Origin of the sequence: Bacteroides caccae (assembly GCF_002222615.2) — a bacterium.
In the GTDB taxonomy this organism is placed as follows: Bacteria; Bacteroidota; Bacteroidia; order Bacteroidales; family Bacteroidaceae; genus Bacteroides; species Bacteroides caccae.
Genome location: NZ_CP022412.2, coordinates 1,711,002 through 1,723,137 on the forward strand (window position 1 = coordinate 1,711,002; position 12,136 = coordinate 1,723,137).

Consider the following 12,136-nt stretch of genomic DNA (forward strand, 5'->3'; position numbering starts at 1 on the left):
ACTTATTTATTACGGTTAATAATCTCTTTAGCAAGAGCCAGGTGGTTCTTGGCACCGGTGGAATCCGCATCATAAAGAATAGTCGGGACACCGTAGCTGGGAGCCTCGCTCAGTTTCACATTTCGTTGAATTACGGTGTTGAACACCAGTTCCTGGAAGTGGCGTTTTACTTCATCGTAGATTTGGTTTGCCTGGCGCAGGCGTGAATCGTACATCGTCAGCAGGAAACCTTCGATTTCCAATGCCGGATTCAATTTCGACTTGATAATCTTGATTGTGTTCAGCAGTTTGCTGATCCCTTCGAGAGCAAAATATTCGGCCTGCACGGGGATAATCACAGAATCGGCTGCCGTCAGGGCATTGATTGTAATAAGTCCTAATGAAGGAGAACAGTCTATCAGGATATAGTCATATTCTTTCTTCAAAGGAGTAAGTACTTCTTTCAGTATCTTTTCGCGGTTTGGGAGGTTCAGCATTTCAATCTCTGCTCCTACAAGATTGATGTGCGAAGAGATTACTTTTAAAGAATCAATTTCGGTGTCATGGATAGCGTCCTGTACGTTGGCTCTGTCAATGATACATTCATAGATAGTACATTCCGACTGCTTGATGTCCACTCCCAGACCGGAGGAGGCATTAGCTTGCGGGTCGGCGTCTACTACGAGTACCTTTTTTTCGAGTGTAGCAAGCGAAGCTGCGAGATTGATCGTAGTCGTTGTTTTTCCTACACCACCTTTTTGATTAGCCAAAGCAATAATTTTTCCCATATTCTCTAAATTTATTGGCAGCGAAATAAGTGATAAATCCTTAGAGCGCCTACGAAAAAAGAGAAACTTTGCAATTTCTGTTGATAAGTCACCTGTTTTGTTAATAACTGTCGGACGAAACAGATACCAAACTTCGACAGGTTCATCATCTACCTTTCTCTTTATGAGCTTGCAAATATACATATTTATATTGGATATTTATTTCTTTTTTTGCTCGCTTGCAGAAGATTAAGATTTGTAAACGGGTAGAAACAGGGAAGGAAGATACTTTTTCATCTGGAGGAAAGAGGGTTTGGAGGTACGGCTTCTTTTTGTTACTTTTGTGCGAATATTAAAAAGGAAAGGATTGAATATATGGAAAATAAGAAGCCGTTGATACTCGTTTCCAATGACGATGGGGTTATGGCCAAGGGTATTAATGAATTAGTGAGATTTCTTCGTCCTCTTGGGGACATTGTGGTCATGGCTCCTGACTCTCCGCGTTCCGGTAGCGGATGTGCGCTGACGGTGACGCAGCCTGTTCATTATCAACTGGTCAAGAAAGAAGTCGGATTAACAGTCTATAAGTGTACGGGAACGCCTACCGACTGCATCAAGCTGGCGCGCAATACCGTTCTCGACCGAGAACCGGATCTTGTGGTCGGAGGCATTAATCATGGAGATAATTCGGCAACTAATATGCATTATTCCGGTACTATGGGAGTGGTGGTTGAAGGTTGTCTGAATGGTATTCCTTCTATTGGCTTTTCGCTTTGTAACCATGACCATGATGCGGATTTTGAAGCTACGGGACTCTATGTACGCAAGATATCTGCTATGATATTGGAGAAAGGACTTCCTCCTTTAACTTGTTTGAATGTGAACTTCCCGAATACTGCCGATATCAAAGGAATAAGGATTTGTGAACAGGCAAAGGGACGTTGGACCGGGGAATGGACTCCTTGTCCCCGTTTGAATGATACAAATTATTTTTGGTTAACCGGTGAATTTACCGATCATGAACCGGAAAATGAGAAAAACGATCATTGGGCGTTGGTTAACGGCTATGTAGCTATCACCCCGACTACTGTTGACGTGACGGCTTATGGTTTTATGGACGAGCTTAATAAATGGTTCAATTAAGAACCTTCAACTATCATGAAGTATTATCTGATTGTTGGTGAGGCTTCCGGTGACTTGCACGCTTCCCACTTGATGAGTGCCTTGAAAACGGCAGATCCGCAAGCCGATTTTCGCTTTTTCGGGGGCGACCTAATGGCTGCTGTTGGCGGCAAAATGGTGAAGCATTATAAAGAGCTGGCATATATGGGATTTATTCCTGTATTGCTTCATTTGCGCACTATCTTTGCAAATATGAAACGTTGCAAAGAAGACATTGTTGCTTGGAATCCGGATGTCGTAATTTTGGTGGATTATCCGGGGTTCAACCTTGATATTGCCAAATTTGTTCATGCAAAGACACAAATACCGGTCTACTATTATATATCTCCTAAGATATGGGCATGGAAGGAGTATCGCATCAAGAATATCAAACGTGATGTAGACGAATTGTTCTCTATACTTCCTTTTGAAGTTGAGTTTTTTGAAGGGAAGCATCAGTATCCCATTCACTATGTAGGAAACCCTACCGTGGACGAAGTGGCTGCTTATCAGGAAACGAACCCGAAAGACTTTGCTGCGTTTATTGCAGCAAACCAGTTGGAGAATAAACCGGTTATTGCTTTGCTGGCAGGTAGTCGGAAGCAAGAAATCAAGGATAATTTGCCTGATATGCTGAAAGCTGCTTCTGCTTTCCCGGATTATCAACTGGTATTAGCCGGTGCGCCCGGCATTACCCCGGAATATTATGAAAAGTATGTGGGGCAGGCGAACGTAAAAATTATATTCGGACAGACATACCGCATTTTACAGCATGCAGATGCGGCTTTGGTGACATCGGGAACGGCTACTCTCGAAACAGCTTTGTTTCGTGTTCCTCAGGTGGTTTGCTATCATACTCCGATTGGAAAAGTTATTTCGTTCCTACGACGTCACATTCTGACTGTGAAATATATTTCATTGGTTAATCTGATTGCCGACTGTGAGGTTGTTAAAGAGTTGGTTGCTGATACCATGACGGTAAAGAATATGCAGTGTGAACTGGCTAATCTTCTTGAAAATGAAGTGTATAAGAAGGAAATGCTTACTGGATATGATTATGTGGCGGAACGGTTGGGACCTGCCGGTGCTCCCTGTCATGCAGCTCATGGAATAGTGAAGCTGTTGAAAAAATAACTTTCTTTTTCTGAATAAACGTAAAGCCGATGCAGTAATTGCACGGCTTTTTTATTTATTAAGCAGAAGATTAAAAAAGAAAGGAACAGATATGAAAAAATTTAAGTGGCTTTTAGGTATGTTAGTACTGGCACTAATGCCAATGTTGCAATCATGTGATGATGATGATGGATATTCTATCGGAGATTTCAGTTGGGACTGGGCTACGGTCCGGACTACCGGTGGAGGAGGTTATTATTTGGTAGGTGACCGTTGGGGAATCATCGATCCGGTTGCCACTTCTATACCTTGGTTCAAACCTGTGGATGGTGAACGTGTGGTATCCTTTTTCAATCCTTTGGCTGACATGAGTGATGAAAAAGGTGTTCAGGTGAAAATGGAAGGTATTCAGGAAGTGTTGACTAAGGAAGTTGAGGAGATGACTGCTGAAAATGAAGAAGAATTTGGAAATGATCCTATTTTGATTTATCAGGGTGATATGTGGCTGGGAGGAAAGTTTCTGAACATTATCTTCCGCCAGAATTTGCCTCGCAGTGAAAAACATCGCATCAGTCTCGTGGAGAATAAGATAGCAACTGAGCCGGGTGAACCCGAAACTCCGGAAACTTTAAGCATCGGTGAAGACGGCTATGTTCATTTGGAGTTACGTTATAATACGTATGATGATGTAACAGACTATTGGGGGTGGGGACGAGTTTCCTATAATTTGGAAAAGTTCTACCCGACACCCAAAGAAGGTGAAACTACGATGAAAGGTTTTAAGGTAACGATTAACTCTGAAGAAAATGGAGAAGGAGTAGTGGTAGTACTTGACTTGGAACATCCGGTCGGTGTGCCGGAGAAAGCTAAAGATGTACATGCTACATCTGTAATCAGATAAATAACCTAACCTATGTAACTGTGTGTAAAAAAAGGTCGGGATAATTTTCGCAAAGAAAGTTTCCCGACCTTTATTTTTTATCTCTATTCTGAATATACAGATTTAAAACCAAGTGAGAGCATAAAGATAGACTACTGCTGCCGGTATAGCCATTAATGAACTGTCGAACCGATCAAGCATGCCTCCGTGTCCCGGAAGAATTGTCCCGGAATCTTTTACGTGAAGTTGGCGTTTTAGCAATGATTCTGTCAAGTCACCCCAAGTTCCGAACACTACAACTACCAGCGCCAATCCTGCCCATTGCCACATCGACATGAACGGAAAATAATGTGCCAGTATAAAGGAAGAACCAATAGCAACGATACCTCCGCCGATAGAGCCTTCCCACGATTTCTTAGGAGAAATACGCTCGAACAAACGATGCTTTCCGATCAGCGAACCGATGCAATATGCACCTGTGTCACTCAACCAAAGGAAGATGAAGATAGATAACGGCAAAATCGGGTTGTAGCTAACACTGCTGTATTCCGAACTAGGATCATTGTGGAAAGCAAGTACGTTCAGTAGTGCGAATGGCAGACCGATATATAGCTGGCTAAGCATAGAATATGCCCAGTTCAGCACCGGATTTTCCTTTTTCAGGTATAACTCGCTAATCATTAAGTAGAGCAGTAGCAGTACGTAAGGAATAAATATCTTGGAATCAGCTGCATCAATACAGAAGCCCATTACTGCAAGGAAGAGATAAGCTCCTCCCAGCATGATAATCGTTTTATTTACGTTTACTCCGTCAGCACGCATATTTACTAGTTGTCCAAACTCATAAATAGTCAAGGCGCTAATGATTATGAACAGTATACCGAAACTGAATGATGTGTAAAGGATGCATCCCACCAGAATGGCGACGAAAAGCACACCTGTAATAGCCCGTTTGATAAAATTGCTAGCCAAAATATTTGCGTTTTAAGTTGTTTTCTTTCCACCTTCCGCCGAGATCACCTTTTTTTCTATGGAAACTTTACCTTCCACGGTAATCTTAGCTTCGGTTGCCTCTTTCTCCTCTGTAGAGTTTTCAGCTTCTTCTTCCTTGATTTCTTTCTCCTTCTCTTTCACCTCTTCGGCCAGTCTCTTTTCCGCTTCGGCAGCTTCCTGACTTTCTTTGGCAGCCATGATTTCTTCTGAGCGGGAAGCCCAAGGGCGTTTTCCAAAGATACGTTCAACATCTTCGGCAAAGATTACTTCCTTATCAATTAGTAATTGAGCGAGCTGGTTGTGTCCTTCCCGATGTTCGGACAGAATTTTTTTTGCACGTTCATATTGCTCATTCACCATATTCTTGACTTCCGTATCAATCAGTTCGGCTGTCTTTTCACTATATGGACGATTGAAAGAATATTCTTCATTGTTATAATAGCATAAGTTAGGCAGTTTGTCGCTCATACCTAAATAAGCTATCATTCCGTATGCTTGTTTGGTGACTCTTTCCAAGTCGTTCATAGCACCTGTGGAGATACGATTGAGAAATAAATCTTCGGCAGCGCGTCCTCCTAGAGTGGCACACATTTCATCGAGCATTTGCTCTTTAGTTGTGATCTGGCGTTCCTCCGGCAAATACCAGGCAGCACCCAATGCACGTCCGCGAGGAACAATTGTCACTTTAATCAACGGGTTTGCATATTCCAGCAGCCAGGAGATCGAAGCGTGTCCCGCTTCATGCAGAGCAATAGAACGTCTTTCTGCTTCTGTTGTAATCTTTGTCTTCTTTTCCAAACCGCCGATGATGCGGTCTACGGCGTCGAGGAAGTCTTGTTTTCCAACGAACTTCTTGCCGTGACGGGCTGCAATCAGGGCCGCTTCATTACAAACATTGGCAATGTCCGCACCGGAGAACCCCGGAGTTTGGCGGGCAAGAAGGTCCACATCTACAGTATCATCTATCTTGATCGGGCGCAAATGCACACCGAATACTTCTTTACGTTCATTCAGGTCGGGCAAGTCTACATGTATCTGACGGTCAAAACGTCCGGCACGGAGTAAAGCCTTGTCGAGTACATCTACACGGTTGGTCGCAGCCAGGATGATTACACCACTATTGGAACCGAAACCGTCCATTTCAGTCAATAACTGGTTCAATGTATTCTCGCGTTCGTCATTTCCTCCCATTGCAGGATTCTTGCCACGGGCACGTCCAACGGCGTCAATCTCGTCAATAAATACGATACAAGGAGCTTTCTCTTTGGCTTGCTTAAACAAGTCGCGGACACGGGAAGCACCTACGCCGACAAACATTTCCACAAAGTCAGAACCTGCCAGCGAGAAGAAAGGTACATTAGCTTCACCGGCCACAGCTTTGGCGAGTAATGTTTTACCGGTCCCCGGAGGGCCTACCAGTAATGCTCCCTTAGGAATTTTACCTCCCAAGTCTGTATATTTTTGAGGTTCTTTCAAGAACTCCACAATTTCTTCTACTTCCTGTTTGGCTTCCGCCAAGCCGGCTACATCTTTGAATGTAATCTTGATCGCCCCTCCTTTTTCGAAAAGCTGGGCTTTTGATTTACCTACATTAAACACACCGCCAGGACCTCCACTACCACCGCCACTCATACGGCGCATGAAGAATATCCATAAAGCAATCAGCAGCACAAGCGGCAGGACCTGAATCAGGATAGCAGGGAATATATCTGATTTAGGCGGATAATCCGAGGTCCCGTCAAAATGACCGGCTTCTTTTTCTGCCTGCAAAAATTCTTCCAGTTTGTCAGTAGACGGCGCCCTACTTGTGATGATCGGGTTGCGCCCTACTTTGGTAGAGTCCGCTCCGAATACGGCACCTACGGAATTAGGTTTGAGATAAGCCTCAATCGACTTGTCCTCATACCCCAGCACTTTGCTGACATAACCGTTTTTAACGTAATCCTGAAATTCGCTGTATGTGACAGCTTTGTTTCCGGCTCCCCTTGAATCACTGCCCCACCAGAGGCCGAGAAGCATAAGGGCAATAATCATATACATCCAGTTCAAGTTGAACTTGGGCATATTAACCTTGTTGTTAGGTTTATTGCTATTGTTTTTGTTGCTACTATTATTGTCCATAATCGTTGATTAGTCTAAATCGGGGATTTGAATAAGTTTGGCATCTGCCCAAAGGTGTTCCAGATTATAAAAGGCTCTTGTTTCCGGTAGAAAAACATGTACCAGTACGTCCGCATAGTCCATAGCTACCCATTCTGCATTTCGAAGTCCGTCAACGGCAAAAGGTTTGCTGTCCGCACCTTTACGGGTAAATTCTTTGATAGAATCTACGATAGCACCAACCTGACTGGGAGAATTTCCCTGACAAATAACGAAGTATTTACAGATAGTATCTTCTATATTGGTTAAATCGGCAATAATGATGTTTTTACCTTTTTTCTCTTGAATTCCCTCTTTTATTTTTTCAATTAATACTTTAGTATCGTTCATTCTTTTAATTGAGATTAATAATTCATGTTCTCTTTTGGTTTATAACAAAAAAGGCTTCCCCTTTGTTTCTGATTATAAACGTGATATTTTTGACAAATATACGCTGATTTATTGGATACAAGAAAGTTATCACTTAATTTTTGTGTTTTTTAGTGGAGATGCTTTTATTTGAAAAGTTAATTTGGGGATTTTTGCAAAAAAAATAGTGGAAATGTTTTGAATTCCCAAAATATTTGTATCTTTGCACCCGCAAACGAAAATAATTGGGCTATGGTGTAATGGTAACACTACAGATTCTGGTCCTGTCATTCCTGGTTCGAATCCAGGTAGCCCAACAAAAAACAATGGTTAATTAGAATAAACCCTGCTAAGAATTAGTTCTTGCGGGGTTTTATCATTTTTTGCCCGCTTGAAATTTAAAGATAATGTAGACTAATTCGGTGACAGTTTTTGAAGGCGTCAAATGCTATCATTTAATAATAAAGAAGAACAGGCTTTATTGTTCAACGAACATAAAGCCTGTTTTATATTTTCAGTAGCAACTTTCTTTACAAAAAGATTATTCTTCTGCTTTTATAGATTCGTCTATTACTTTAATCTTCTGTGATACAAGTTCCAAATCTGCTTTCAGCTTTTCTACCTTACGGTTCAACTCGGTTAACAGGCTGCTGCCTTTCTTTGAGGTGGAAGTCAGGAAACCCAGGTTATTTTCGTAAGTCTGGAGTTCATTCTTCATACTCTCGTAAGTACGTACCAGCTTTTCGCGTTCTCTGTATAGAGATTGTGGTCCGCCACCTTGTATATTGCTGATGTTTGACCGGAAGTTACTTAACTTCTTGTTCGAAGCGCTAATGTTGAAACGGTCGAACAACTGGTCGATCAATCCATGATATTGCTTGTACAACTTATCTTTTTCTTTGAATGGTACATGACCGATAGAATTCCATTCCTTCATCAGATCCCGTACCAGTGTGCTGGCTTCCTCGATATCCATGTTTTCGTCTATGGACGACAACTTTTCGATCAATGCCTTTTTCTTCTCCATGTTTTCTACTTCGATAGAGCGTTGTGAAGAAGTAGCCTTGTTTTTCTGTTCAAAGAAATAGTCACAAGCCGTGATAAAACGTTTCCAAACAGCGTCCGAATGTTTCTTGGCTACCGGTCCGATTGTCTTCCACTCTTTTTGGAGTTTCGTCAGGGTATCGGCAGTTGCTTTCCAGTCTGTACTGTCTTTTAAGGCTTCCGCTTTTTCGCAAAGCGCTTTTTTCTTTTCCAAATTCTCGTTCATGCCTTCTTTTAAGCTCTTGAAGAATTCTCCTTTTTTCTTGAAGAAGTCGTCGCAGGCACGGCGGAAACGTTCGAATATCTTCACGTTCATCTTTTGGGGAGCAAAACCGATAGTTTTCCATTTGTTTTGCAGGGCAATGACTTCTTGTGTCTTGTTTTCCCAAGCTGAGAATGTTTTCAGTTCATCGAACTCTATCGCTTCTACGATTTCGCAGATAACGGTCTTTTGGTCCAGATTATGTTGTTCCGCTTCTTTCAGCGTTTCAAAATGTAGCTGGTGACGACGATTTACAGCCGTAGAAGCTGCTTTGAAGCGATTCCAAATCTCGTCGCGCAACTCTTTCGCTACCGGACCCGTATCACGGAATTCCTGATGCAACTTCTGGAGTTGGTGGAAAGCAGAAACCACATCCTCTTCATCAGCCAGCTTTTCGGCAGCCTCGCAAAGATGCGTCTTTATTTCCAGATTCTTCTTGAAATCATATTCGCGGAATTCGTTGTTTAACTTTAATAGATCGTAGAATTTCTCTACGTATAATTGATAATTCTTCCAAAGTTCGTTTACTTTGCCTTGCGGAACCAACTTCGTCTCATTCCATTGCTGTTGGAGCTTTTTGAATTCCGTGTAAGACTTGTTGGCATCGTCACCCGATTCTACCAATTCTTTCAGTTCTTCGATAATGGAAAGTTTGACTTGAAGGTTTTCTTCTTTCTGACGTTCCTGCTCGGCTACAAGTTTGCTTCGTTTTTCTTTGATTACCCCCATTAGGCGTTTAAATTCCACTTCCACCGGGTCTTCTTCGGGAACGAAATCTTCTTCGGCGCCGCCGTTGTCGGTAAACTGTTTTTTAGCAGCTTCCAGTTCGGCATTATGTAGCTTGTAGAATGATTGTTTCAGATTGTCTATTTCCTGCTTGTTCGCATTCTCTGCGTCTTGTGCAAGCTCTTTCAATCGGTTTAGTACGTCTTCCTTTGTGGCAGGTTTAGGAGCTGCTTCAGGTTGAACTTCGGCAGTCGTTTCTTCAGACGGGGTTTCTGTAATGGCTTCAGAAACCTCGACTGTTTTCTTTTCTTCTTCTAATTCCCCTTGGTTCAAGGGCTGATTAGTGTCATGAGCGTCCATCATTGTATATTAGTTTTGGGTCACAAATTAATGAAATAAAACGATTACTTCATACTATTTTGCTTATTTTTTTTCGTTTATTCTGATTTTATGATAATAAAACGGTGATTCCCATGTAGAGCATCATGCCGATAATGTCGTTTGTAATAGCTATAAATGGTCCCGTTGCAATGGCGGGGTCTATTTTAAGTTTTTCGAGAGTCATGGGGACCAGTGTACCGAAAATAGAGGCAAACATCACTACGGCAAACAAACTGATAGATACGGAGTAGGTGACTGTTGCTGTTGCACCGAACCGTATGAAATTATATGTATATACCAGCAGGGAAATGATAGTAGCATTGATTAGGGCCACCACCGCTTCTTTTGTCACTTGTTTGAATGTATTTTTGGCATCCAGCGAACTGTTGGCGAGGCCCTGTACGACGATAGCTGACGATTGCGTTCCGACATTTCCGCCCGTACCACCGATCAACGGGATGTATAAAGCCATTTCAGGATGAGCGGCAAAGGTCGAATCGAAATTTCCCAATATCATCGAGTTGCCGATTCCGCCGATCATGCCGATCAGTAGCCACGGAAGGCGTGCCGTTGTCTGGCGGAGAACATTATCATCCGTTTCTACATCCTGCGAAAGACCGGAAGCCAACTGATAGTCACGTTCCGATTGTTCACGGACTTCGTCCATGACATCGTCAACGGTAATCTGTCCGACAAGCCGGCCGATACTGTCGATCACGGGGATAGCCACCAAGTCATACTTCTCGATCGCTTGCACCACCTCGTCTATCGGCGTATCCACGTGTACTGAAATCGGGTCTTTCTGCATCACGTGTTTTACCTTGGATACGGAAGGAGACGTTATCATCTTTTTGAGCGGGAATATACCTCGCAGGCGTTCATCGTCGTCGATGACATATACATAATAAATCTCGTCTAGTTCTTCCGCCTGTTGGCGCATCTCTTTCAGGCATTCGGGCATACTCCAGTTCTCATTGACAAGCACCATTTCCGTACCCATTAAACCACCGGCCGTATTTTCGTCATATTTCAACAAATCGACGATGTCTCCGGCTTGTTCGATGTCCTCGATGTGCGAAAGAATCTCTTCCTGTTTGTCCTCGTCCAGTTCACGCATCAGGTCTACGGCGTCGTCCGTATCCATGTAGTCCACAAACCGCTTGGCGATTGTTTCGGAAGGAAGCATATCGAGAAGTTCCTTACGGGCGTCCTCATCCATTTCGACGAGTACGTCGGCAGCGGTTTCGTTATTGAGTAGTCGATAGACGAACTTGGCTTCTTCCGGGTTCAGATCGTTGCACAATTCGGCGATGTCGGCCGGGTGTAGGTCGGCGAGAAGCTCTTTTACCTGGTCGGCGTCTTTTTGCTCAATCAGGTGTTTAACGTTGTCAATGTATTCCTCGTTCATCTGCTTGTCAATTACAAATTACGAATTACAACTTACGGCTGAAGGTTCATCTCTTTCAGCGCTATTTCCACTTTATTGGTCAGATCGATAAATTCTTCTACCGATAGCTGTTCCGGGCGTTTATTGAATAATGTGTCTTCTGTGAGCGGACACTCTTTTCCCAGAATCGGCTTAATAGAGTTGCGCAACGTTTTGCGCCGTTGGTTAAAAGTCGTTTTCACAACCTGCTTGAACAACTTTTCGTCGCAGCCAAGCTCCTGCGTATCATTGCGTGTCATGCGGATAACGGCGCTTTTTACTTTGGGCGGCGGGTTGAATACGTGTTCGCTGACGGTGAACAGATATTCTACCTTATACCATGCCTGTATCAATACGCTGAGGATACCGTAAGTTTTGCTGCCCGGTCCGGCGGCAATACGTTCGGCTACTTCCTTTTGGATCATGCCCGTACAACAGGGGATAATATCCTTGTTATCCAACATTTTAAAGAATATCTGACTGGAGATATTATACGGGTAATTACCTGTCAGTACGAAAGGCTTGCCGTCGAACAGCCGGTGGAGATTCATTTTCAGGAAGTCGTCCTCGATGATATGATCTTCCAGCGACGGATAAGCTTCGCGGAGATAAGCTACCGATTCATAGTCCACTTCCACGACTTTCACCGGCCGTTCTTTTTTCACCAGGAACTGGGTTAATACTCCCATGCCCGGTCCTACCTCCAAAATAGGCAGTTCGGGGAAGGGGTCGACCGTATCGGCAATATCTTGCGCCACTTTCAAATCTTTCAGAAAGTGCTGTCCGAGAAACTTTTTAGGCTTTACTAATTTCATTTACCAACTAAATAATTACTTTTGCAGCCGACAAAGGTAATTCTTTTAAATGAAGAACGTACCACTATTTAAAAAAAATAA

General features: G+C 43.1%; 10 protein-coding genes and 1 tRNA gene. 4 read left to right on the forward strand and 7 right to left on the reverse strand.

Annotated elements, in window-relative coordinates; translation table 11 throughout:
- Positions 1–2: 2 nt before the first annotated feature.
- Entirely contained in the window at positions 3–767 is a 765-nt protein-coding gene (locus tag CGC64_RS06810) for a ParA family protein (RefSeq protein WP_032837962.1), read from the reverse strand.
- A 354-nt stretch (positions 768–1,121) separates the two neighbouring features.
- Here CGC64_RS06810 and surE point away from each other — a divergent pair, with 354 nt between their 5' ends.
- The 3 genes from surE to CGC64_RS06825 all read left to right on the forward strand — a co-directional run bounded on the left by surE (position 1,122) and on the right by CGC64_RS06825 (position 3,921).
- On the forward strand, positions 1,122–1,889 hold the full coding sequence (gene surE, locus CGC64_RS06815) for a 5'/3'-nucleotidase SurE (RefSeq protein WP_005677165.1): 768 nt from the start codon (positions 1,122–1,124) through the stop codon (positions 1,887–1,889).
- Positions 1,890–1,904: 15 nt separating this feature from the next.
- Positions 1,905–3,041 carry a lipid-A-disaccharide synthase gene (gene lpxB, locus CGC64_RS06820; protein WP_005677166.1) on the forward strand — a complete coding sequence of 379 codons (1,137 nt, stop codon included), beginning with the start codon at positions 1,905–1,907 and terminating at the stop codon, positions 3,039–3,041.
- Between the two features lie 91 nt (positions 3,042–3,132).
- A complete protein-coding gene (locus CGC64_RS06825) occupies positions 3,133–3,921 on the forward strand; it encodes a NigD1/NigD2 family lipoprotein (protein ID WP_005677167.1) in 789 nt (262 codons plus the stop codon).
- Between the two features lie 102 nt (positions 3,922–4,023).
- On the opposite strand, the gene CGC64_RS06830 is transcribed toward CGC64_RS06825, so the two are convergent.
- Genes CGC64_RS06830 through rsfS form a run of 3 tightly spaced genes read right to left on the reverse strand, consistent with a single transcriptional unit; the run spans position 4,024 to position 7,383 of the window.
- Positions 4,024–4,872: a phosphatidate cytidylyltransferase gene (locus CGC64_RS06830; RefSeq protein WP_005679870.1), complete on the reverse strand. Its 849-nt coding sequence runs from the start codon at positions 4,870–4,872 to the stop codon at positions 4,024–4,026.
- A 12-nt stretch (positions 4,873–4,884) separates the two neighbouring features.
- Positions 4,885–7,014, reverse strand: coding sequence for an ATP-dependent zinc metalloprotease FtsH (ftsH, locus tag CGC64_RS06835; protein WP_005677170.1), 2,130 nt, complete (start codon positions 7,012–7,014; stop codon positions 4,885–4,887).
- A gap of 9 nt (positions 7,015–7,023) precedes the next feature.
- Positions 7,024–7,383, reverse strand: a complete 360-nt coding sequence (gene rsfS, locus CGC64_RS06840) for a ribosome silencing factor (RefSeq protein WP_005677172.1) — start codon at positions 7,381–7,383, stop codon at positions 7,024–7,026.
- A gap of 264 nt (positions 7,384–7,647) precedes the next feature.
- On the opposite strand from rsfS, the gene CGC64_RS06845 reads away from it, so the two are divergent.
- A tRNA-Gln gene (locus CGC64_RS06845) sits at positions 7,648–7,718 on the forward strand.
- Between the two features lie 224 nt (positions 7,719–7,942).
- On the opposite strand, the gene CGC64_RS06850 is transcribed toward CGC64_RS06845, so the two are convergent.
- The 3 genes from CGC64_RS06850 to rsmA all read right to left on the reverse strand — a co-directional run bounded on the left by CGC64_RS06850 (position 7,943) and on the right by rsmA (position 12,055).
- A complete protein-coding gene (locus CGC64_RS06850; RefSeq protein ID WP_005677174.1) occupies positions 7,943–9,796 on the reverse strand; it encodes a DUF349 domain-containing protein in 1,854 nt (617 codons plus the stop codon).
- 85 nt (positions 9,797–9,881) lie between these two features.
- Entirely contained in the window at positions 9,882–11,222 is a 1,341-nt protein-coding gene (mgtE, locus tag CGC64_RS06855) for a magnesium transporter (protein ID WP_005677175.1), read from the reverse strand.
- Between the two features lie 32 nt (positions 11,223–11,254).
- A complete protein-coding gene (gene rsmA / locus CGC64_RS06860; RefSeq protein ID WP_005677176.1) occupies positions 11,255–12,055 on the reverse strand; it encodes a 16S rRNA (adenine(1518)-N(6)/adenine(1519)-N(6))-dimethyltransferase RsmA in 801 nt (266 codons plus the stop codon).
- Between the last annotated feature and the right edge of the window lie 81 nt (positions 12,056–12,136).

What these genes read in the sequence shown, in the direction of transcription:
- CGC64_RS06810 (WP_032837962.1), bottom strand. Translation starts at nt 767, where the DNA reads ATGGGAAAAATTATTGCTTTGGCTAATCAAAAAGGTGGTGTAGGAAAA.
- surE (WP_005677165.1), top strand. Translation starts at nt 1,122, where the DNA reads ATGGAAAATAAGAAGCCGTTGATACTCGTTTCCAATGACGATGGGGTT.
- lpxB (WP_005677166.1), top strand. Translation starts at nt 1,905, where the DNA reads ATGAAGTATTATCTGATTGTTGGTGAGGCTTCCGGTGACTTGCACGCT.
- CGC64_RS06825 (WP_005677167.1), top strand. Translation starts at nt 3,133, where the DNA reads ATGAAAAAATTTAAGTGGCTTTTAGGTATGTTAGTACTGGCACTAATG.
- ftsH (WP_005677170.1), bottom strand. Translation starts at nt 7,014, where the DNA reads ATGGACAATAATAGTAGCAACAAAAACAATAGCAATAAACCTAACAAC.
- rsfS (WP_005677172.1), bottom strand. Translation starts at nt 7,383, where the DNA reads ATGAACGATACTAAAGTATTAATTGAAAAAATAAAAGAGGGAATTCAA.
- CGC64_RS06850 (WP_005677174.1), bottom strand. Translation starts at nt 9,796, where the DNA reads ATGATGGACGCTCATGACACTAATCAGCCCTTGAACCAAGGGGAATTA.
- mgtE (WP_005677175.1), bottom strand. Translation starts at nt 11,222, where the DNA reads ATGAACGAGGAATACATTGACAACGTTAAACACCTGATTGAGCAAAAA.
- rsmA (WP_005677176.1), bottom strand. Translation starts at nt 12,055, where the DNA reads ATGAAATTAGTAAAGCCTAAAAAGTTTCTCGGACAGCACTTTCTGAAA.